Origin of the sequence: Micromonospora mangrovicola (assembly GCF_047200535.1) — a bacterium.
Classification (GTDB): Bacteria; Actinomycetota; Actinomycetes; order Mycobacteriales; family Micromonosporaceae; genus Micromonospora.
Window position 1 is genome coordinate 26,249 of the sequence record NZ_JBJZOG010000022.1, and the last position, 20,765, is coordinate 47,013.

Annotated in this window: 21 protein-coding genes; 6 read left to right on the plus strand and 15 right to left on the minus strand. The window is 72.9% G+C overall.

Going from position 1 to position 20,765, the window contains the following annotated elements; translation table 11 throughout:
* Window positions 1-73 precede the first annotated feature (73 nt).
* Window positions 74-1,033, plus strand: coding sequence for a 2,3,4,5-tetrahydropyridine-2,6-dicarboxylate N-succinyltransferase (gene dapD / locus ACL02O_RS11765; protein ID WP_412818051.1), 960 nt, complete (start codon window positions 74-76; stop codon window positions 1,031-1,033).
* A 136-nt stretch (window positions 1,034-1,169) separates the two neighbouring features.
* Here the strand turns inward: dapD and ACL02O_RS11770 are convergent, their stop codons facing one another.
* Both ACL02O_RS11770 and ACL02O_RS11775 read right to left on the minus strand, forming a co-directional pair.
* Window positions 1,170-1,496 (minus strand): hypothetical protein, encoded by a 327-nt coding sequence (locus ACL02O_RS11770; RefSeq protein WP_412818052.1) that lies wholly within the window; start codon window positions 1,494-1,496, stop codon window positions 1,170-1,172.
* A gap of 36 nt (window positions 1,497-1,532) precedes the next feature.
* Window positions 1,533-1,670 (minus strand): hypothetical protein, encoded by a 138-nt coding sequence (locus tag ACL02O_RS11775; RefSeq protein WP_412818053.1) that lies wholly within the window; start codon window positions 1,668-1,670, stop codon window positions 1,533-1,535.
* A 100-nt stretch (window positions 1,671-1,770) separates the two neighbouring features.
* Here ACL02O_RS11775 and ACL02O_RS11780 point away from each other — a divergent pair, with 100 nt between their 5' ends.
* Window positions 1,771-2,337: a sugar O-acetyltransferase gene (locus tag ACL02O_RS11780; protein WP_412818054.1), complete on the plus strand. Its 567-nt coding sequence runs from the start codon at window positions 1,771-1,773 to the stop codon at window positions 2,335-2,337.
* An 82-nt stretch (window positions 2,338-2,419) separates the two neighbouring features.
* On the opposite strand, the gene ACL02O_RS11785 is transcribed toward ACL02O_RS11780, so the two are convergent.
* Genes ACL02O_RS11785 through fdxA form a run of 5 tightly spaced genes read right to left on the minus strand, consistent with a single transcriptional unit; the run spans window position 2,420 to window position 6,265 of the window.
* A complete protein-coding gene (locus ACL02O_RS11785; protein ID WP_412818055.1) occupies window positions 2,420-3,067 on the minus strand; it encodes a nucleoside/nucleotide kinase family protein in 648 nt (215 codons plus the stop codon).
* Window positions 3,067-3,711, minus strand: a complete 645-nt coding sequence (locus ACL02O_RS11790; RefSeq protein WP_412818056.1) for an SIMPL domain-containing protein — start codon at window positions 3,709-3,711, stop codon at window positions 3,067-3,069. The genes ACL02O_RS11785 and ACL02O_RS11790 overlap by 1 nt, the downstream gene beginning before the upstream one ends.
* 37 nt (window positions 3,712-3,748) lie before the next feature.
* The gene (locus tag ACL02O_RS11795) at window positions 3,749-4,828 is read right to left on the minus strand and encodes a prephenate dehydrogenase (protein WP_412818057.1); all 1,080 of its coding nucleotides are present in this window, start codon (window positions 4,826-4,828) and stop codon (window positions 3,749-3,751) included.
* A gap of 7 nt (window positions 4,829-4,835) precedes the next feature.
* Complete coding sequence (gene dapC / locus ACL02O_RS11800; protein ID WP_412818102.1) at window positions 4,836-5,942, minus strand: succinyldiaminopimelate transaminase; 1,107 nt, start codon at window positions 5,940-5,942, stop codon at window positions 4,836-4,838.
* Window positions 5,939-6,265, minus strand: coding sequence for a ferredoxin (fdxA, locus tag ACL02O_RS11805; protein WP_089005361.1), 327 nt, complete (start codon window positions 6,263-6,265; stop codon window positions 5,939-5,941). Before fdxA ends, dapC begins: the two co-directional genes overlap by 4 nt.
* Before the next feature lie 79 nt (window positions 6,266-6,344).
* On the opposite strand from fdxA, the gene ACL02O_RS11810 reads away from it, so the two are divergent.
* A complete protein-coding gene (locus ACL02O_RS11810) occupies window positions 6,345-7,307 on the plus strand; it encodes a GNAT family N-acetyltransferase (protein WP_412818058.1) in 963 nt (320 codons plus the stop codon).
* 3 nt (window positions 7,308-7,310) lie between these two features.
* Here ACL02O_RS11810 and ACL02O_RS11815 read toward each other — a convergent pair whose 3' ends face one another.
* The 3 genes from ACL02O_RS11815 to mshB all read right to left on the minus strand — a co-directional run bounded on the left by ACL02O_RS11815 (window position 7,311) and on the right by mshB (window position 9,275).
* Window positions 7,311-7,775: a hypothetical protein gene (locus ACL02O_RS11815; protein WP_412818059.1), complete on the minus strand. Its 465-nt coding sequence runs from the start codon at window positions 7,773-7,775 to the stop codon at window positions 7,311-7,313.
* 85 nt (window positions 7,776-7,860) lie between these two features.
* Window positions 7,861-8,334 (minus strand): hypothetical protein, encoded by a 474-nt coding sequence (locus ACL02O_RS11820; protein WP_412818060.1) that lies wholly within the window; start codon window positions 8,332-8,334, stop codon window positions 7,861-7,863.
* Between the two features lie 17 nt (window positions 8,335-8,351).
* The gene (gene mshB, locus ACL02O_RS11825; RefSeq protein WP_412818061.1) at window positions 8,352-9,275 is read right to left on the minus strand and encodes an N-acetyl-1-D-myo-inositol-2-amino-2-deoxy-alpha-D-glucopyranoside deacetylase; all 924 of its coding nucleotides are present in this window, start codon (window positions 9,273-9,275) and stop codon (window positions 8,352-8,354) included.
* Window positions 9,276-9,361: 86 nt separating this feature from the next.
* Between mshB and ACL02O_RS11830 the strand changes: the two genes are divergently transcribed.
* On the plus strand, window positions 9,362-11,503 hold the full coding sequence (locus ACL02O_RS11830; RefSeq protein ID WP_412818062.1) for a S9 family peptidase: 2,142 nt from the start codon (window positions 9,362-9,364) through the stop codon (window positions 11,501-11,503).
* Between the two features lie 83 nt (window positions 11,504-11,586).
* Here the strand turns inward: ACL02O_RS11830 and ACL02O_RS11835 are convergent, their stop codons facing one another.
* The 5 genes from ACL02O_RS11835 to ACL02O_RS11855 all read right to left on the minus strand — a co-directional run bounded on the left by ACL02O_RS11835 (window position 11,587) and on the right by ACL02O_RS11855 (window position 17,537).
* The gene (locus ACL02O_RS11835) at window positions 11,587-13,329 is read right to left on the minus strand and encodes an ABC transporter substrate-binding protein (protein ID WP_412818063.1); all 1,743 of its coding nucleotides are present in this window, start codon (window positions 13,327-13,329) and stop codon (window positions 11,587-11,589) included.
* A gap of 100 nt (window positions 13,330-13,429) precedes the next feature.
* Window positions 13,430-14,416 (minus strand): ABC transporter permease, encoded by a 987-nt coding sequence (locus tag ACL02O_RS11840; protein ID WP_412818064.1) that lies wholly within the window; start codon window positions 14,414-14,416, stop codon window positions 13,430-13,432.
* 9 nt (window positions 14,417-14,425) lie between these two features.
* Window positions 14,426-15,442: an ABC transporter permease gene (locus ACL02O_RS11845; protein WP_412818065.1), complete on the minus strand. Its 1,017-nt coding sequence runs from the start codon at window positions 15,440-15,442 to the stop codon at window positions 14,426-14,428.
* Window positions 15,439-16,437, minus strand: a complete 999-nt coding sequence (locus ACL02O_RS11850; RefSeq protein ID WP_412818066.1) for an ABC transporter ATP-binding protein — start codon at window positions 16,435-16,437, stop codon at window positions 15,439-15,441. The genes ACL02O_RS11845 and ACL02O_RS11850 overlap by 4 nt, the downstream gene beginning before the upstream one ends.
* Entirely contained in the window at window positions 16,434-17,537 is a 1,104-nt protein-coding gene (locus ACL02O_RS11855; protein WP_412818067.1) for an ABC transporter ATP-binding protein, read from the minus strand. The genes ACL02O_RS11850 and ACL02O_RS11855 overlap by 4 nt, the downstream gene beginning before the upstream one ends.
* Before the next feature lie 229 nt (window positions 17,538-17,766).
* Here ACL02O_RS11855 and ACL02O_RS11860 point away from each other — a divergent pair, with 229 nt between their 5' ends.
* The gene (locus tag ACL02O_RS11860) at window positions 17,767-19,203 is read left to right on the plus strand and encodes a TldD/PmbA family protein (protein WP_412818068.1); all 1,437 of its coding nucleotides are present in this window, start codon (window positions 17,767-17,769) and stop codon (window positions 19,201-19,203) included.
* Window positions 19,200-20,597, plus strand: coding sequence for a TldD/PmbA family protein (locus tag ACL02O_RS11865; protein WP_412818069.1), 1,398 nt, complete (start codon window positions 19,200-19,202; stop codon window positions 20,595-20,597). Before ACL02O_RS11860 ends, ACL02O_RS11865 begins: the two co-directional genes overlap by 4 nt.
* Window positions 20,598-20,765 lie beyond the last annotated feature (168 nt).

Sequence of the window (20,765 nt, forward strand, 5' to 3'; positions counted from 1 at the left end):
GCGAGGAGCGAGCTCGCCAGCCCGGCAGTCGCGAGCAGAGGCGGGCGCAGCCGCCAGAACGAGAGGTGCAACAGTGACGTCCGCAGCATCCGCCTGGGGCATCGGCCTGGCCACGGTCACTGCCGACGACCAGGTGCTCGACACCTGGTACCCGACCGGCAAGCTGGGACTGGGCGAGCTGCCGCTGGTCCCCGGTGAGGACCAGGCGGACGTGCTCGACCTGCCGCCCGGCGCGATCGGCGAGCGGGCGCTGCCCGGCCTGCGTACGGTCCAGGTGGTCACGGTGATCGGCTCGCTGGACGACCCGATCAAGGATGCCGCCGACGCGTACCTCCGGCTGCACCTGCTCTCCCACCGCCTGTTCCGGCCCAACGAGCTCAACCTGGACGGCATCTTCGGCAAGCTCGCCAACGTGGCCTGGACCTCGGCCGGGCCGTGCCCGCCGGAGCGGGTGGACGAGCTGCGCGTCATCGAGCGCGCCGCCGGCCGCCACCTGGCCGTGTACGGGGTGGACAAGTTCCCCCGGATGACCGACTACGTGGTCCCCGCCGGCGTGCGGATCGCCGACGCGGACCGGGTCCGGCTCGGCGCGCACCTGGCCGCCGGCACCACCGTGATGCACGAGGGCTTCTGCAACTTCAACGCCGGCACGCTGGGCACCTCGATGGTCGAGGGGCGGATCGTGCAGGGCGTGGTGGTCGGCGACGGCTCCGACATCGGCGCGGGCGCCTCGATCATGGGCACCCTCTCCGGCGGTGGCACCGAGAAGGTGCGCATCGGTGAGCGGAGCCTGGTCGGCGCGAACGCCGGCATCGGCATCTCGCTCGGCGACGACTGCGTGGTGGAGGCCGGCTGCTACGTCACCGGCGGCTCCAAGGTGACCCTGCCGGACGGCCGGGTGGTCAAGGCCCGCGAGCTCTCCGGCGTGGACGGGCTGCTCTTCTGGCGCAACTCGGTGACCGGCGCGCTGGAGGCGAAGCCGCGTACCGGCAGGGGCATCGAGCTGAACGCCGCGCTGCACGCCAACGACTGATCGCGGACCGGGCCGGGGCGAGCGGCCCCGGCCCGGTCCGCGGCCCCGGCCCGCGGCGGGGAGACCGCGGACCGGCCGCTTCCGGCAACTCCAGCTCGCCGCGGCCCGCCGCGCCGAGACCTGGAGCCGCCGCGACTCACCGCAGGCGGTACGCCTGGATGACCCGCCTGGTCACGGTGTTGCCGGCGCTGTCCCGGGCGGTGACCCGCAGCGGGACGTACCCGGGGCCGGCGGGGTGCCGCACCACGACCGCCCAGCCGGCGCCCTGCCGGTGCAGGTCGGCCTTCCGCCAGGTCTGCCCGCCGTCGTACGACACCTCGACGGTGAGCGCCCGAATCGTGGTGGCCGGCGCGCCGGCCTGCCGCTGCACCGTCACCGGGATGGTGAAGGTCCGGCCGGACGGTGCGCTGTTGTCGACGGCCAGCGGCGGCGCGAAGCGGACCGCCATGGCGGGCAGCCGCACCGGGTCGTCCCCGGGGACGTGCCGGGACTGGAACGTTCAGCTCGCCGTGACCTCGGTGCTCAGGTCGGTGAAGCCGGCCGCGTAGGCGGCCGGCGCGCCGATCTGCGGCACGCTGTGGTCCAGGGTGACCCCGCGCCGGCCGTCGAGCCAGATCCGGTCGGCGCCCCCCGCCACGTCGACCCGGGCACCGGACCGCCCGGAACTACATACCGGGCATGCAACAGGAAGTCGTCGACCCGACAGACCCCCGGCCGATCCGGGGCATGATCTGTCGATGGCCTCCATGAGGGAACGCATGCTCGCCGGCGAGCTCTACATCGCCGACGACCCGGAAATCATCGCCGATCTGGACCGGGCGGCCCGGCTCACCGAACGGTTCAACGCCAGCGCCGCCGACGACCCCGAGGGGCGACTCGCCGCACTGCGCGAACTGCTCGGCTCGGTGGGCGAGGGCACCTGGGTCCGCCCGCCTTTCCACTGCGACTACGGCTGGCAGACCCACATCGGACCGCGCAGCTTCGTCAACTTCAACGCGGTCTTCCTCGACGTCGCCCGGATCACCATCGGCGCCGATGTCCAGCTCGGACCGAACGTCCAGCTCCTCACCGCCACCCACCCGGTCGAACCTGCGGCGCGGCGGAACAAGTGGGAGGCGGCGAAGCCGATCACCATCGGCGACAACGCCTGGCTCGGCGGCGGAGTGATCGTGCTGGCCGGGGTCACCATCGGGGAGAACACGGTGGTCGGAGCCGGGGCCGTGGTGACAAAGGACCTGCCACCAGACGTCGTCGCGGTGGGTAACCCCGCCCGCCCAACCCGCTCCCTAGAACAGACCGCTTGACCTGCCGTCGCCTGGACCAACTTCTGTGGAGTTCAGCCGGGAACAGGCCGTGATGGCCCGGCTGCCGCGCCGGATCGTCCCGTCACCCCGGCAACGGGTCGGCCAGCCGGACCACCAGGTCGGCGTGCCCGGCGGTCCCCGCGACCCGCGCCGCGTTCGCCTCGTCGCTGCCCAGCGTCCAGGCACGCGCCTCCTCCGGGGTCTTCCCGAACGCCTCGTGCCGGGCGGTCAGCCGGCGCACCCGCAGCTCGGCGTCGAGATCCAGGAACCAGACCTCGTGCACCAGCGTCCGGACCTCCTCCCACGGATCGTCCCGCAGCAGGAGGTAGTTGCCCTCGGTCACCACCAGCCGCACCTCGGGCGGCACCTCGATGGCCCCCGCGACCGGCTCCTCCAGGTCCCGGCGGAACAGCGGCGCCCAGACCGAGGTCGGCTCCAGCCGGCGCAACCGGCGCAGCATGGAGACGAACCCGTTGGCGTCGAACGTGTCCGGTGCGCCCTTCCGCGCCGCCCGGCCCAGCCGGACCAGCTCCGACTGGGCCAGGTGGAAGCCGTCCATCGGCACCAGCCGGGCCACCGGCCCGACCTCGGCGACGATCCGCTCGGCCAGGGTCGACTTGCCCGCGCCGGGTGCGCCGGCGATGCCGAGCAGCTGCCGCGGCCCGGCGTCGGCGAGGGCACGCGCCCGGGCCACCAGGTCGTCGAGGGGGAGCACCCGCGCCGGCGGCATCAGCCGAGCACCGGCTCGCTGATGGTGAACCGGGCCTCGACCGCCGCCTGCACCGGCTGCGGTCGCGGGTCCAGCTCCAGCTCTGGCGGGGCGCCGGCGGCCCCGCCGCGGGGCGCGGCGGCCCGGGCCATCATCGGCGGGGCGGCGGACAGGCCGGTATCGGCCAGCTCCACCAGGGCGGTCACCCGGGCGCCCAGCGCCTCCGCGTACTCCCGGGCGCGGGCCAGCGCGTCCGCGATGGCGGCGTGCCGCGCCTCCCGGTACGCCGGGCTGTCCGGCCGCAGCGACCACCAGGGACCGGCCACCTCGACCTGGTCGTGGTCGGCCAGGCGGAGCATCAGCTCGCCGAGCGCGGTGAAGTCGTCGACGGTCACCGTGGTGCTGACGCTGCCGTGGTACGCCACCACCCGCTCGCCGGACCGCTTCGTCTCCGGCCAGACCCGGAGCTGGCCGGTCTCCCGCCGCGTCACGGCCGGCCCGGCCGTGTCCAGCAGCACCCGGACCGTGGCGGCCCGCTCGGCCAGCCGGGTCAACGTGGCCTCCCGGTCCCGGTCCCGGGCGGCCGCGGTCACCGTGAACCGGGCCAGCTCGGGCGCCACCTCCTGGTATGCCTCGCCACGTACCGCCACGACCGGTGCGTCCATGCCCTTCACCCTAGGCCCTGGCCGATCACGGTGGCGGTCACCCGCTCCGGGCCGGATCGACCGTCTGCGGCAGCTGTCCGGTGTACGTGACCGCGCCGGCCGTCAACCGGCAGCCGGTGAGGTGGCCGCCGGCCGCCCCCAGCTGGCGCAGGTAGGCCAGCTCCCCAGCGTGGTCGGTACCGGCCGGGAACTCCCGCTGGTGGGCGGCGAAGGTCCGTTGCACCAGCGCCGCGCGGGCGGTCCGGCCCTCCGCCAGCCGTGCGGTGAGCGTGGCGGCGTCGCCGGCCCGCAGTGCGTCGGCCAGCTCGTCGAGCATCGCCCGGGCGTCGGCCAGGCCGGCGAGCACCCGCCCCCGGTTGCCGAGCAGCATGTTGGCGGTTCGCTGCGGCGGGCCGCCGGCCACCCGGGTGCCGTCGGTGAAGCTTCCGGCGGCGAGGGACAGCACGGCGTCGCGCAGCTCGGACCGCTGCACCGCCCCGGCCAGTGCACCGGCCAGCAGGTGCGGCACGTGGGAGCTGAGGGCGGCCACCGCGTCGTGCTCCGGCGCGGACATCGGCACCACCCGCACGCGGAACACCTCGATGAGCAGCGCCGCGAGCCGGCGGAACGCGGCCAGCCCGGCCGGCCCCGGGCAGAGCACCCAGGCAGCCCCGACGAGCAGCCCGGGATCGGCCGCGGCCGACCCGGCCCGGTCCGCGCCGGCCATCGGGTGGCCGGGGACGAAGCGGTGACCGAGACCTTGGGCGGAGGCGGCGGCAGCCACCTCGGCCTTCGTGCTGCCGACATCGGTGAGCACGCAGTGCTCCCCGGTGGCGGCGCCGACCCGGGCGAGCATGCCCGGCAGGGTGGGCAGCGGACCGCAGAGGAACACCACGTCCCGACCGGCCACCGCCTCCTGGACGGCGTCCGGGCAGGGGACACCCCACCCGCGCACGTGTCCCCGGGTGGTCGGGTCCGGATCCCAACCGGTCACGTCGAGCCCGCCGTCCCGCAGCCGCAGCAGCAGCGAGCCGCCGATCAGCCCGGTGCCGACCACCGCGACGCGGACACCCGGCCCCGCGGGGCCGACGGTGGCCGGGCCGTCCCGCCCGGTCCCGCCGTCGGTCACCGCCGCCACCCGAGGATCAGTCGCGCAGCCGGTCGGCGACCGCGGCCACGTGCTCGTCGGACTCGGTCAGTGCCACCCGGACGTGCCGGGCGCCGGCCGGGCCGTAGAAGACGCCGGCGGCGACCAGGATGCCCCGCCGGGCCAGCCAGTCGACGGTGTCCCAGCAGTCCTCGTCCCGGGTCATCCACAGGTAGAGCCCGGCCTCGGAGTGCTCGACGGTGAAGCCGGCGCCGGTGAACGCGGCGTACAGCCGCTCGCGCCGGGCCCGGTACCGCTCCCGCTGCTCGTCGGCGTGTGCCTGGTCACCCAGCGCGGCCACCATGGCGGCCTGCACCGGGGCGGGCACGATCATACCGGCGTGCTTGCGGATCTTGAGCAGCTCGGCCACCAGCGCCGGGTCGCCCGCGACGAATCCGGCCCGGTAGCCGGCCAGGTTGGAGCGCTTGGAGAGCGAGTGCACGGCCAGCACGCCCTCGTACGACCCGCCGCACACCTCGGGCGAGAGGATCGAGACCGGCTCGGCGTCCCAGCCCAGCGGCAGGTAGCACTCGTCGCTGGCGACCACCGCGCCGCGCTCCCGGGCCCAGTCGACCACCTTGCGCAGGTGGGCGGCCGGCAGTACCCGGCCGGTCGGGTTGCCGGGCGAGTTGACCCAGACCAGCCGCACCCGTGGGTTCGGCCCGAGCGCGGTCAGCGAGTCCGTGCGCACCGTGGTGGCACCGACCAGCCGGGCCCCGTCCTCGTAGGTGGGGTAGGCGATGGACGGCACCACGACCACGTCACCGGGGCCGACGCCGAGCAGCGTGGGCAACCAGGCCACCAACTCCTTGGAGCCGATGGTCGGCAGCACGCCGAGCCCGTCGACGCCCGCGCCGCAGGCCCGGGCCACCCAGGCCGCGATGGCGTCCCGCAGCGCCGGGGTGCCCGCGGTCAGCGGATAGCCCGGGGCGTTCGACGCCTCGGCCAGTGCCTGCCGGATCACCGGGGGAACCGGGTCGACCGGCGTGCCCATCGAGAGGTTGATGAGACCACCCGGGTGCGCCGCGGCCGTCGCGGCCGCGGCGTCCAGGGTGTCCCAGGTGAAATCGGGCAGCCGCGACGAGACCGGCGCGGGCCGGCTCAGTGGCCCTCTCCGCGCGGCGGCTGGGCGGCTACGAACGACGCGTCCTTCTCCACCTTGCCGATCTTGGAGGCGCCACCGGGCGAGCCGAGATCCTCGAAGAACTCGTAGTTCGCCCCGGTGTAGTCCTTCCACTGCTCCGGGACGTCGTCCTCGTAGAAGATCGCCTCCACCGGGCAGACCGGCTCACAGGCACCGCAGTCGACGCACTCGTCGGGGTGGATGTAGAGCATCCGGTTGCCCTCGTAGATGCAGTCGACCGGGCACTCCTCGATACATGCCTTGTCGAGCACGTCCACGCAGGGCTCGGCGATGATGTAGGTCACCGGTCTTCTCCTCCGCAAGACTCGTCGCGATCACCGCGACCGGTAAGAGCCTAGTATCTCGGCGGGGAGGAGGTCGATCGTGCTCCGACAGCAGGACGTAGGACACCGGATCGTGGTCCGCCGGATTGTGGGGATTCGCGAAGGCCGGCCGCTGTTCACCGACGCCCTCGGGGAGCTTGTCGAGCTGAGCGAGAGCCACATCACCCTCGCCACCGACAGGGGTCGGCTCCGGGTCCCGATAGGGGAGGTCCACCGGGCCAGGCGGGTGCCGGCGGCGCGCCGGCCGACCGCCGCCGCGGTGGTCGCCCTCGAACTCGCCGCCGACGAGGCGTGGCCCGCGCCGGTACGCGGGCGGCTCGGCGACTGGCTGCTGCGCGCCGCGGAGGGCTGGACCGGCCGGGCCAACTCGGCGCTTCCGGTCGGCGACCCGGACCGCCCGCTGCCCGCCGCGCTGGACGCGGTGGAGCGCTGGTACGCCGACCACGGCCAGCCGGCCCTGGTGAACACCCCGCTGCCGCTCGCCGCGCCGATCGGCGCGGAACTGGACGCGCGAGGCTGGACCGCCCGGCCGCCGGTGCTGGTGCAGACCGCGGCGCTCGCCGCGCTGACCGCAGCCGCCCCGGCCGGGCGGGCCGACCTGCCGCCGGTCGAGCTGGCCGGCGCCCCGTCGGACGCCTGGCTGGCCACCGCCGAGGCCCGCAAGGGCGGCCTGCCGGAGGTGGCCCGGCACGTGCTCACCGCCGTGGACAGGATCCGCTTCGCCCACCTGTACGCGGACGGCCGGCTGCTCGCCGCCGGCCGCGGCACGGTGACCGGAGACGGCCGCTGGCTGGGCCTGACCTCGATCGAGGTGGTGCCCGAGGCGCGCCGGCAGGGGCTCGCCGGCCGGGTGGTCCGCGCGCTGGTCGAGTGGGGCCGCGCGGAGGGCGCGACGCACGCCTTCCTTCAGGCCGAGCAGCGCAACACCCCGGCCGTGACCCTCTACCGGAGCCTCGGCTTCACCACCCACCACACCTACCTCACCCGGGTCGCCCCGGGCTGACCGTCAGCGGCGGACCACCTTGCGCGGTTTCGCGGCCTTCCGCTCGGCGTACCGCTTGAGCTGCTGCGAGCGGTAGTCGCGGCCGAGCGTGGTGAGGATCAGGAAGCCCACCAGCACCCCGGCCGCGGTGGCGGCCAGGTAGAGCCAGATCTGGGCGAAGAAGAGGCCCGCGCCGCCCCCGAACGGGTTCTCCCCGACCAGCAGCGGAGCGACGAACACGGTCAGCGCCAGCGCCACCGCCACCGCCGCACCCAGGTCGGCGGCCCATCGGCCCACCGGCCGGTCACGGCCCCAGCGGAACGCCATCACGGCGAGGATCAGCCCGATCGCCGCGAACATCAGCCAGGAGATCCGGTCCGCGGCGGCGTCGTCGTCCGGGAACCCGAATCGAATGACCAGCCGTGCCACCACGTTGACCAAGAACAGCGCCGCCGCCAGCACGCCGATCGCGCGCCACCGCTCCCTCATCGCACGCCTCCCGTGGTACGCCCACCCCTGCGGCAGGCTCCTGGCAGGAATGTCTATCACCGCGACCTGTGTGCCGTCTGTACCCTCAGGGCCCGGGCGGCGGCACCACGAGCTGCCGGAAGCCGAGCACCGCGAAGGTGACCGCGCCGGCCACCACCAGGCCGAGGCCCAGCACGTTGTCGCCGGTGAGCGCGAGATCCCCCTCGGTGGTCCGGAAGCCACCCGCGACGATCACCAGGAACCAGGGCAGGGCGGCCAGGGCCGCCGCCCACCGGGTCCCCACGGCGGCGTGCGCGAACCAGCCCACCAGGACCGTCAGCGCGACCACCCCGGCGATACCACCCACCGTGGCCGAGATGCCGACCACCGTCTTCGACAGCCCGTCCGGCCGGCCCTTGACCAGCTCCCAGGATCCGGTTGCGAAGATCAACTCAAGCACCGCGGCGAGCACCCCGGCCCAGACCACCACCACGCCACCGGCGATCCGCAGGGCGACGTCGAGCGCCCGCGACGGCCCTTCGGGCGGCGCGGCGGGCTGCTGCTCGGGGGCGACCGACATCGGTACGGCCGGCAGCGTCACCGGAGACCGGCCGCCGCGACCGGGGACCGGTCCGACCCGTCCAGCGCCAACCCGGCGAAGAGGTCGTCCTCCCAGCCGTACGGACCGCCGCCCGGGCCCTGCTCGCCAACCGCGAGGGTGAAGTACTCCACGCCCATGAACTCCGCGCCGAAGTTGCCGGCGATCGAGTAGAGCCAGGAGGTGGCCGGGATCTGGGTGGCGTGCGCCCGCATCGCCGCCTCCTTGGCGGCGTGCTGCTCGGTGGCGTCGATCCGCGCGGCGATCTCCGGGTCGGGGGTGCCGAAGGGCAGCTCGTCCACGCTGTCGATACCGGCGAAGGGGTTGTCCGAGGACTCCACGAAATGGTTCAGCCCGGCCTCCAGCACGCTACGCGGCATCGCCGTCCAGTAGACCTTGGCCGGGGCGATCCCCCCGGCGTCGGCCAGCTCCACGGCGCGCATCGCCACCCGGTGCGCCTGGATGTGGTCGGGGTGGCCGTAGAAGCCGTTCGGGTCGTACGTGACCAGCACCTGCGGACGGATCTCCCGGATGATCTCCACCAGGTGGCCGGCGGCCTCGTCGAGGTCGGCCTGCCAGAAGGCCCGGGGGTGCTCGTTGGTGGCGAGACCCATCATGCCGGAGTCGCGGTAGCGGCCGGCGCCGCCGAGGAAGCGGTGGTCGGTGACGCCGAGCGCGGCGCAGGCGGCGGCCAGCTCGCCGATCCGGTAACCGCCGAGCTGGTCCGCCTCGGCCGCCGCGAGCTGGGCCAGCTCCGGTACGTGGATCTCGCCCTCCTCCCCGAGCGTGCAGGTCACCAGGGTGACGTGGGCGCCGGACGCGGCGTAGTGGGCCATCGTCGAGCCGGTGCCGATGGACTCGTCGTCGGGGTGCGCGTGGACCAGCAGGAGGCGTCGATCGGGCAGCGTCGTCACGACCGTCACTCTATCCGGCGGTCCTGTCCCACCAAGGGTTACGCGTCCACGCAGGTCGGCCACATCACCCCGGGCGCGCGCCTACGATCCGAGACGTGGACTTTCCCGAGCTGGCCGCCCGCACCCGTCGGTTCAGCCACGGGGCGCCGCGCGCCGTCTCCGTCCCGGACGACGGCTCTCGGGTGATCTTCCTGCGCTCGTCGGGACCGGAGGACCCCGCCGACGCGCTCTGGCTGCTCGACGTCGGCTCCGGCGAGGAGCGGCTGGTCGCCGACCCGGCGGTGCTGCTCGGCTCGGACGGCGATCCGACCGCGCTCTCACCGGGTGAGCGGGCGCTGCGCGAGCGGCTACGGCTGGCCTCCGCCGGCATCGGCTCGTACGCCCTGGACGCGGCCGGCCGGGTGGCCGCGTTCGCCCTGGCAGGCCGGTTGTTCCGGGCCGACCTGGTGCACGGCGACGTGATCGAGGTGGCCGCGGTGGGGCCGGTGCTCGACCCGCGCCCCGACCCGACCGGGGAGCGGCTGGCGTACGTCACCGACGCCGCCGAGGGGGTCCGCCGGGGCCAGCTGCGGGTGGTGGAGCCGGACGGCACGGACAACCTCCTCGCCGGTGAGGACAACGGCGTGACGTGGGGGCTCGCCGAGCACATCGCGGCGGAGGAGTTCCACCGGTACCGAGGCTACTGGTGGGCGCCGGACGGCCGCGCCGTGCTGGCCGCCCGGGTGGACGAGTCGCGGCTGGTCCGGTGGCACCTGCACGACCCGGCGGACCCGGAGAGCCCGCCGACGACCGTGGCGTACCCCCGGGCGGGTGGGCCGAACGCGCAGGTCAGCCTCCATCTGCTGGATCTGGACGGCGGCTGGGTCGACGTGCACTGGGACCGGGAGACCTACCCGTACCTGACCTCGGTCGACTGGGCGGACGGCGGACCGCTGATCACGGTGCTGCGCCGGTCGCAGCAGCACGGGCTGGTGCTCGCCGTGGACCCGCGCACCGGGGAGACCCAGGTGCACGCCGAGCTGGCCGACCCGCGCTGGGTCGAGCCGATCCCCGGCACCCCGGCGCACCTGCCCGACGGACGGGTGCTGGTCGGCGGCGAACTGGCCCACGACGGTTACGACGCCCGCTGCCTGTTCGCCGACGGCACCCTGCTCACCCCACCCTCGCTCTACGTGCGCCGGGTGGTGGGACGGCTGCCGGCCGGCGGCGCCCCGGCGGACCTGTTGGTGGAGGCGAGCGAGGGGGAGCCGAGCCAGCGGCACCTCTACCGGGTCCGGACGGTGATCGGCGGCGGGGTGGACGCCCGGCGGATGGGCAGCGACCCCGGCTGGCACACAGCCGCGATCGGTGGCGCGACGCTGGTGGTCGGGACGGCCTCGCTGGAGCACGTGGGCACCCGCTGGCGGGTGTGGCACGGCGACCGCGAGGTGGGCGAGCTGCGCTCGCTGGCCGCGCACCCGCCGTACGCGCCGCGGCCGCTGCTGGTCCGGGTGACCGACCGGCGGCTGCCGAGCGCGGTGCTCTACCCGGCCGAGCACGTGAAGGGCACGAAGCTGCCGGTGCTGCTGGACGTCTACGGCGGGCCCGGGCACCAGGAGGTGGTCGCCGCACGGGCCGCCTGGCTGGAGCGGCAGTGGTGGGCGGACCGGGGCTTCGCGGTGGTGACCGTCGACAACCGGGGCACCCCGGGCATCGCCCCGTCGTTCGAGAAGGCGATCCACCGGCGGGTGGCCGACGTGATCCTCACCGACCAGGTGGACGCGTTGACTGCGCTCGCCGGCAAGCACCCTGACCTGGACCTGGAGCGGGTCGCGGTGCGCGGCTGGTCGTTCGGCGGCTGGCTGGCCGGGCTGGCGGTGCTGCGCCACCCGGAGCTGTTCCGCTGCGCGATCGTCGGCGCCCCGGTCACCGACTGGACCCTGTACGACACCGCGTACAGCGAGCGCTATCTGGGGATGCCGGACGACGGGATGGACATCTACGCCCACCACTCGCTGGTGGAGCTGGCCGCCGAGCCGGTCGGCGACCCGGCCCAGGCCCGGCCGATGCTGCTGGTGCACGGCCTGGTCGACGACAACGTGGTGGCCGCGCACACGCTGCGGCTGTCGGCGGCGCTGCTGGCCGCCGGGCGGCCGCACGCGGTGCTGCCGCTGACCGGGGCCAGTCACATGGCCGCCGGCGGGGTCGCCGAGCGCCTCCTCCGGCTGGAGCTGGACTTCCTACGCCGGCACCTGTGAGGCGGGGCCCGCTTGACGGCTGGCGTAGTAAGGAGCCCCTCCTTAACGCCTGGCGTCAAGAAGGGGCCCCTGCTGTCAAGCGGTTACTGCTTGGCGTACGCGTTCACGAAGGACACGTTGCCGAAGATGCTCTCGATGAAGAGGCCACCGGCCTTGGAGCCGTAGAGGTTGAAGGACACGTCCACATAGAGCGGCACCGCCGGGGCGACCTCCTCCATGATCTTCTTGTCCAACTTGGCCCACTCGGGCGCCTGGGCGGCCGGGTCCATGGCCAGCACCCGGTCGAACTCGGCGTTGATCGCGTCGTTGTTCACGTACGACGTGTTGCTGTTGCCCGCGGGCTTGATGTTGCGCCCGTCGAAGAGCACCGGCAGGACCGCCGCGCCGCTGGGCCAGTCAGCCGCCCACGAGTCGAGGTAGATGTCCCACGCGTTGTCCTTCTTCTTGACGTCGTCCAGGTAGGAGTCCGCGGGGGTCGTCTTTACCGTGATCTTGAAGCCGGCCTTCTCCAGGTTGTTCTTCAGCTGGGTGCCGAGCCGCTGGTTCAGGTCGTCGTCCCGCACGGCGAGCACCAGCGGGACCTCCTTGCCGCCGAGCAGCTCCTTGGCCTTGTCCGGGTTGCCGTTCGGGCCAGCCGGATAGACGTCGGACTTCTCGTAGCCGAGGGTGGCCGGCGGCAGCAGCGTGGTCAGCGGCGACGCGACGGCCTCGCCGCCGAGCGCCTTGATCAGGCCGTCCCGGTCGATCGCGTAGTTGAGCGCCTGGCGCACCTTGAGGTCGGTGACCCGCTGGGTGTTGATGGTGAGCCGGTTGCCGCTCGGCGTGGGGGCGAGCAGCGAACGGCTCTTCAGCGCGGCGTCACCGAGCACGCGCGAGATCAGCGAGGCGGGCACCGTGTTGAAGGCGACCGCGCTCTGGTCCGGGCCGTTGTCGGCGATCATCCGGTTGGCCTGCGCGTCCGGAGTGGTGCCGAACGACCAGACGAACTTGTCCGGGTACTGGTGGCGCACCGGGTCGGTCTTCGGGTCCCACTGGTCGTTGCGCTCCAGCACCACCTCGACGCCCGGCGTCAGCTTGGTGATCTTGTACGGGCCGGAGGAGAACGGCTGGTTGTCCACGTTGACGCCGGTGTCCTTGTCCGACGGCAGGGGCGCGGTGGCCGGCAGCGACGCGGCGAAGGGCAGGTCGCAATGCGCCTTCTTGAACTCGAACCGCAGGGTCTTGCCGTCCGGCGTGGTCAGCCCGGGGGGCAGGGAGCCCTTGTTGGCCTGGAAGTCCCAGACGGTGTCGTACTGCGGGCTGTCGGCCAGCCACTCCTGGATGTAGGTCGGGCCGCCGGTGAGGTCGGGGTTGAACGAGCGGGCGATGCCGTACGCGATCTCCTTGCTGGTGATCGGCCGACCGTCCTCGAACTTCAACCCGTCCTTGATCTTGAATTCCCAGACCTTGCAGTCGTTGTTGACGTTCGTGCCCGGGGTCTCGGCAAGGTCACCGACGAGGGTCAGGTGGCCCTTGCCGTCGTCCTTCCACGTGGTCAGGTAACGGGCGTAGAGCGGGGCGGCCATCAGCCCGGCAAAGGAGTAGACCCGCTGCGGGTCCATGTGCGAGATCTGCGTTTCACGCAGGATGGTGAAGGTGCCACCCTTGGTCGCCCCCGGCACCTCGGCCGCCGGGCCGAGCGAGTCCTTAGGGTCGGTCGCGATGACCCCGGTGGTCTGCCGCTCGTTGTCCACATCCGTCTTGGTGCCCGTGTTCTTGCTGCACGCGCCCAGCGCCAACGCCAAGGCGACGGCACTGCCCGCGGCAGCGACCACTCTGGCTCTCATGATTCCGTTCCTTCCGATCTTCCAATATGAAGGAAAGCTTCGCCTAGTAGCCCACGAAGGTAAATTTCAATCGAATAACGGGCCGACAACAATCCCCCGATCACCCGAGCCGGACGCGGGGATCGATCGCCGCGTAGAGCAGGTCCACCACGATGTTCGCCAGCACGATGAAGAACGCGGAGATCAACACCGTGGCCATGATGGTCGGCAGGTCACCGAGCCGGACCGCATCCACCGCCGTCCGCCCCAGACCCCGGATGCCGAACGTGGTCTCGGTGATGACCGTGCCACCCAACGCCGAGCCGAGATCCAGCCCGGCGATCGTCACCATCGGGGTGATCGCCGCGCGCAGCGCATGCCGGCCGTACACCTTCCCCTTGGCCAGCCCCTTCGCCCGGGCGGTGCGGACGAAGTCCTCCGAGAGCGTCTCCAGCATCTGCGCCCGGGACAGCCGGGTGTAGATGGCGGAGAAGAGGAAGGCCAACGACCACCAGGCCAGCACGAGGCCGCTGGCCCACTTGAGCGGATCCTCGAATATCGAGGTGTAACCCGGCGTCGGCAGGATGTGCAGGGTGTAGACGAAGACGAGCTGGAGCACCGCGCCCACGAAGTAGAGCTGCAGCGAGGCGCCGGTGAGGGAGAAGCCGACCGACAGCCGATCCAGCACGGTGCCCTTACGTAACGCGGAGACCATGCCGAGGCCGATACCGAGGAGGAGCCAGATGACCGCCGCCGGGATGACGATACTCAGGGTCACCGGCAGCACGCGGGCGAACGTATCGCTGACCGCCTCGCTGTTGACGTACGAGTAGCCCAGGCACGGCGCGTCGCACTGCCCGCCCTGCGCACTGCCCAGGTCCCGGCCGACGAAGATGCCCTTCATGTAGTTGACGTACTGCTCGGGCTTGGGGTCGTTGAGGCCCAGCTCGTCGCGGACCCGCTCCAGCCGCTCGGTGTTGCAGTTCTTCGGGCACATCCCGGTGACCGGGTCGGCCGGGAGCGCGAAGAACATCAGGAACGCGACGATGCTGACCGCGGTCAGGGTCAGCACCGCGGTGAGGATGCGCTTGATCAGGAATCGCACCATGTCACACCTCTAGCGGGACGACTTCGGGTCGAGCGCGTCACGCAGCGCGTCACCGAACAGGTTGAAGGCGAAGACGAGGACGAAGATCGCGACGCCGGGGAAGAAGAGGTACGCGGGATCGGTCTGCATGAAGTCGATGCTCTTGAAGATCATGGCGCCGAAGTCGGGGGTCGGGTCGACCATGCCGACGCCAAGGAACGAGAGGGCGGCCTCGCTGGTGATGTACGCCGGCAGCGCCAGCGAGAAGGAGACCAGGATCGGGGCCCAGATGTTCGGCAGCAGTTGCCGGAACGCCATGTGCAGCAGCCCCGCACCGCTGGCCCGGGCCGCCTCGACGAACTCCCGCTCGCGCAGCGAGATCACCTGGCCGCGTACCAACCGGGCGGTCGCCGTCCAACCGAAGGCCGCGAAGATGCCGATGATCACGGTCATCTTGAACCAGTCCGGCGGATTGTCCCGCGGGCCGTAGAACCGCAGTGCCGCGGTCGGCACCACCGCCAGCGCGAAGATCAGGTACGGCAGGGCCAGCGTGAAGTCGATGATCCACCCGATCACCGCGTCCACCCAGCCGCCCAGGTAGCCGGCGACGACGCCCAGCACGACGCCGGTGCCCGCGGTGATGATCGCGGCGACGAAGGCGATGAGGAGCGAGGTACGGATCCCGTAGACCAGCCGCATGAAGATGTCCCGGCCCAGTTGCGGCTCCAGGCCGAACCAGTGCTCGCCGGAGATCCCGCCGGCATAACCGAGCGGCATGCCCGCCCCGTCGAGCTGGTCCTGGAACTGCTGGTACGGCCCGACCCCGTACAGCCGCTCGATGAGGGGTGCGGCAAGCGCGATGACGAGGAAGAGCACCACCGTCACGCCGCTGATCATCGCGGTACGGTCGCGCCGCAGCCGGGTCCAGGCGAGCTGCCCGGGCGAACGGCCGACGAACTCCTTCGCCGCCGCCTCCCGCACCGCGTCGCCGGGTGCCTGGGGCCCCGCCTCGGCCAGCGCCGCCTCGTCCATTGGTGACAGGCTCATCGCGTCCCCCCAGCACTGTCCTGGCCGTCGGGCCCCGGGAAGTGGCAGGCGACCGCCTGCACCCCGCCGTCCCGCGGCACCAGCGTCGGCTCATCGGTGGCGCAGCGCTCCTGCGCCTTCCAGCAACGGGTACGGAACCGGCAACCCGACGGCGGGTTGAGCGGAGTCGGGACGTCACCCACCAGCCGGATCCGCCCCGAGGGGTCGGTCTGCGTCACGTCGGGCACCGCGGAGAGCAGCGCCCGGGTGTACGGGTGCTGCGGGCGGTGGTAGATGTCGTCGCGGTCGCCGACTTCGACGATCTTGCCGAGGTACATGACGGCGACGCGGTGGCAGAAGTGCCGGATCACCGCCAGGTCGTGGGCGATGAACACGAACGCCAGGTCCAGGTCGCGTTGCAGCTCGCGCAGCAGGTTGATGACCTGGGCCTGGATGGAGACGTCCAACGCGGAGACCGGTTCGTCGGCGACGATGAGCTTGGGGCGCAGGGCCAGGGCACGGGCGATGCCGATGCGCTGGCGTTGCCCGCCGGAGAACTCGTGCGGGTAGCGGTTGTAGTGTTCCGGGTTCAACCCGACCAGTTCCAGGAGTTCCTGGACGCGTTTCTTGATGCCGCCCGGCGGGTCGATCCGGTTGACCTGCAACGGCATCGCGACGATCCGGCCGACGGTGTGGCGGGGGTTCAGCGACGCGTACGGGTCCTGGAAGATGATCTGCAGGTCCTGACGCAACGGCCGCAGCTGACGCCGCCGCAGATGGGTGATGTCCCGCCCGGCGAACTCGACCGACCCGGACGTCGGCTCCAGCAGGCGTACCAGCATCCGCCCCGTGGTGGTCTTCCCGCACCCGGACTCCCCGACCAGGCCGAGGGTCTCCCCCGGCCGCACGTCGAAGTCCAGCCCGTCGACCGCGCGGACCGCCCCGCTCGCACGGAACCCGTCCCGGACCGGAAAATGCTTGGTCAGGCCCCGCACCTTCAAGAGTGGTTCGGTCATCGGGCGACTCCCACCTGGGCGATGTCCTGCTGGTAGAGCCGGGTGCGCTCCTCGGCCGGCAGGTGACAGGCGACCAGGTGGCCGGCCTCCCCCGCCGCGCGCAGCTCCGGCACGACGGCGCGGGAGCGGTCGCCGTTGCGGCCCGCGTAGCGGCAGCGCGGGTGGAACGCGCACCCCGACGGCAGGTTGATCAGCGAGGGTGGGTTGCCGTTGATCGGCACCAGGTCCGCGTCCGCGTCGCCGTGCAACGACGGCACGCTCGAGAGCAACCCCCACGTGTACGGATGCTGCGGCCGCCGCAACACCTGCGCCACGCTCCCCCGCTCGACCGCCCGACCCCCGTACATCACCAGCACGTCGTCGGCCACCTGCGACACCACGCCCAGGTCATGCGTGATCAGGATGATCGCCGAGCGGAACTCCTGCTGCAGGTCGGCGAGGAGGTCCAGGATCTGCGCCTGCACCGTCACATCCAACGCCGTGGTTGGCTCATCGGCGATCACCAGATCCGGATCGTTCACCAACGCCATCGCGATCATCGCCCGCTGCCGCATGCCGCCGGAGAACTCGTGCGGATACTGGTCGTACCGCTTCCCCGGCTGCGGGATGCCGACCCGCCCCAGCATGTCCACGGCCCGGTTGCGGGCCTCACGCTTGCCGGCCTTCGGGTGGTGCACCCGGTACGCCTCCGCGATCTGCTTGCCCACCGTGTAGTACGGATGCAGCGCCGACAGCGGATCCTGGAAGATCATCGCCATGTCCCGGCCGCGCAGCCGCCGTACCTCCTCCTCCGGCAGCCCGACCAGCTGACGGCCGCCGACGGAGATCTCCCCGCTGATCGTCGTGCGCTTGGCGTTGTGCAAACCGAGGATGGCCAGCGAGGTGACGCTCTTGCCCGACCCGGACTCCCCCACGATGCCGAGGGTGCGACCCCGCTCGACCGCGAACGACACCCCGTCCACCGCCCGGACCACACCGTCCTCGGTGTCGAACCGCACCCGCAGGTCCCTGACCTGCAGATACGGGTCCGCGCCGGAGCGCTGCTCCGGCACCTCGGGGCGGTCCGGTTCCCCGGACGGCACCGACTCCGACCTGCCCATGACCGCCTCCCCCTCGGTGACGAAGAGAACCTACAGGAAACCTCTGGAGGCGAAAATAAGCTACAAAGGCGGAAGCTGTCAGCGGCCTCAGCGTAACGACTGGGTTTCCGGACTGAACAGTCCTCACCTGCGCGTCGCCAGGTCACGGCGCGGGTGCCGACGCCGTCGTCGCCGACCGGAGGATCTCGTCCGCTGACGGATGTCGGTCGGCTCGCCTAGGGTCGGGCGCATGACCGAGTTCGACGCGGCCGCCGCCGCCGTCCAGGCCGCCCTCGACGCGGGAGCCCGGTACGCGGACGCCCGGGTGATGCACCGCCGCTACGAGTCGATGTCGGCGCGCAACGGCGACATCGAGGAGCTGACCCAGGACGAGAGCATCGGGCTCGGCATCCGGGCACTGGTCGGATCCAGTTGGGGCTTCCACGCCGTACCCGAGTTGTCGGACACCGCGGCCCGCGAGGCCGGCCGGCGCGCCGCGGCGACCGCCACCGCGAGCGCACGAGTCCCCGGCCCGCCGGTCGACCTGGTCCCGGTCGAGGCCACGGTGGCGAGCTGGGCCTCCGAATGCGCGGTGGACCCGCTCGGTGTCCCGCTCTCCGACAAGGGTGATCTGCTCGTCCGCGCCACGGAGACGATGCGGGCGCACGGCGCCGACCTGGCCGAGGGGCTCTATCAGGTCTGGGACACCGCCAAGTGGTTCGTCTCCAGCGAGGGCCACCGGATCGACCAGCGGATCCGGGAGTGCGGCGGGGGCATCTCCGCCACCTCGATCGGCGACGGCGAGACCCAGCGCCGGAGCTGGCCGAGCTACCGCGGGCAGTACGGCACCACCGGCTGGGAGCTGGTCAACTCGCTCGACCTGGCCGGGCACGCCGCCCGGATCGCCGAGGAGTCCCGGGAACTGCTCACCGCCCCGGAGTGTCCGGCCGGCGAGACCGACCTGATCCTCGGCGGCGAGCAGCTCGCCCTGCAGATCCACGAGTCGGTGGGGCACGCCATCGAACTGGACCGGATCCTCGGCTGGGAGGCCGCCTTCGCCGGCACGTCCTGGCTGGACCTGGCCCGGCTCGGCTCGCTGCGCTACGGCTCCGAGCTGATGAACATCACCATCGACCCGACCATCCCCGGCGCACTGGGCAGCTTCGGCTTCGACGACGAGGGTTCCCCCGCGGTACGGCGGGACGCGGTCCGCGCCGGCCGCTGGGTGGGGGTGCTCGCCGGCCGCGACTCGGCCGCCGTCGCCGGTCTCCGTTACGGCGGCAGCGTCAGGGCGGACGGCTGGGCCCGGCTGCCGATGGTGCGGATGACGAACGTGGGCCTGGAACCGGGCCCGCACACGCTCGACGAGATCGTCGACGCCACCGACGACGGGGTGCTGATGGACATCAACCGTTCCTGGTCGATCGACGACAAACGGCTCAACTTCCAGTTCGGCTGCGAGATCGGCTGGGAGGTGAAGAAGGGCCGGCGGGGCCGGATGCTACGCAACCCGACGTACACCGGGATCGGTCCGGTCTTCTGGCGCTCGATGGACATGCTCTCCTCCGAGATCGTCCCGTGGGGCACGCCGAACTGCGGCAAGGGGCAGCCCGGGCAGGTCGGGCACACCGGCCACCCGGCCGCCCCGGCCCGCTTCCGCAACGTCCGGGTGGGGGTGCGGGCATGAGCGCCGAACTGGACCTCGCCGGCCGGGTGGTCGAGCTGGTCCGCCGGATCGCCGGGCCGGACGCGCAGGCCGAGGTGGTAGTGACCCGGTCCGACCTGGCGCTGACCCGGTTCGCCAACTCGTTCATCCACCAGAACGTCGCCGAGTCGGGCACCACGGTCCGGCTGCGGCTGCACGCCGACGGGCGTACCGCGGCCGGCAGCGGCAGCCTGGTCGACCCGGACGGGCTGGCCGCGCTGGTCGAGCGGACCCTGACCGCGGCCCGGCTCGGCCCGCCCGACCCGGCGTGGCCGGGGCTCGCCCCACCCGTGCCGGTCCCGTCGGCCACGGTCTTCGACGAGGCCACCGCGCACGCCTCGCCGGACGAGCGGGCCACCCGGGTACGCGCCTTCGTGGACGCGGTCGGCGGGCTGGAGGCGGCCGGCTACTGCCGGACGGCGTACCGGTCGGGGGCGTTCGCCAACTCGGCCGGGCACTCGGCGGTGGGGCGGACCGCGGAGGCGGCGATGGACGGCATCGCCCGTACCGGCGGCGCCGACGGGGTGGCCCGGCGCTGCGCCGACCGGCTAGCCGACGTGGACGGTGCGGCGCTCGGCGCCCGGGCCGCGGCGAAGGCGCGGGCGGCGGCCGACCCGGTGGAGCTGGCGCCGGGCCGGTACGACGTGGTGTTCGAACCGGCCGCCGTCGCCGACCTGTTGCAGAACCTGGCCTGGTTCGGCTTCAACGGCAAGCGGTACGTCGAGCGGCAGTCCTTCGCCGAGCCGGGCGCGGCCCAGTTCGACCCCGCGGTGACCCTGCTGGACGATCCGCTGCACGGCTCCGGGCTGCCGTACGATCTGGAGGGTACGCCCCGCCGGGCGTTGCCCCTGGTGGAGGCGGGCACCACCCGGGCGGTGGCGCATGACCGGCGCAGCGGCGCCGAGGCGGGCACCGGGTCCACCGGGCACGGGATGGTCGGCGGGTCGACCTTCGGCCCGATCCCCCGCAACCTCCGCCTGCTGCCGGCCGGCGGCGGGCCCGACGTGCTTGCCGGGCAGGTGAGCAACGGGGTCACCGGGGCGGTCGCCGACCCGGACACCGCCGCGCTGGTCGCCGGGGTGGCGCGGGGCCTGCTCGTCACCGACTTCTGGTACACCCGGGTGCTCGATCCGAAGCGCCTGGTCATCACCGGCCTGACCCGCAACGGGGTCTGGTTGGTCGAGGACGGGGTGCCGACCCGGGCGGTCCGCGACCTCCGGTTCACCGAGTCCTACCCCCGGGCCCTGGGCCCGGGCCGGGTGCTCGGCCTGGGCCGGACACCGGTGCGCCAGCCCGACCGGGTCGACGGCGCGTGGTGGGAGGCGCCACCGGTCCGGCTGGCCTCGTGGAACTTCACCGGCGGCGCGTCCGGCTGACCCGGCACCGCCTCGCCCAGCCGGCACAAGTGTCCGCGGTCGCTACGAACTTGATGACGTCGACGATTCACCGGCCCGCCGGTTCATGCTCGCCAGCAAGCGATTCATGCTCGTCATCAAGTCCGTAGCGCCGCCGACCGCACGCCCCGCGCCGGTCGGCGCACCGTC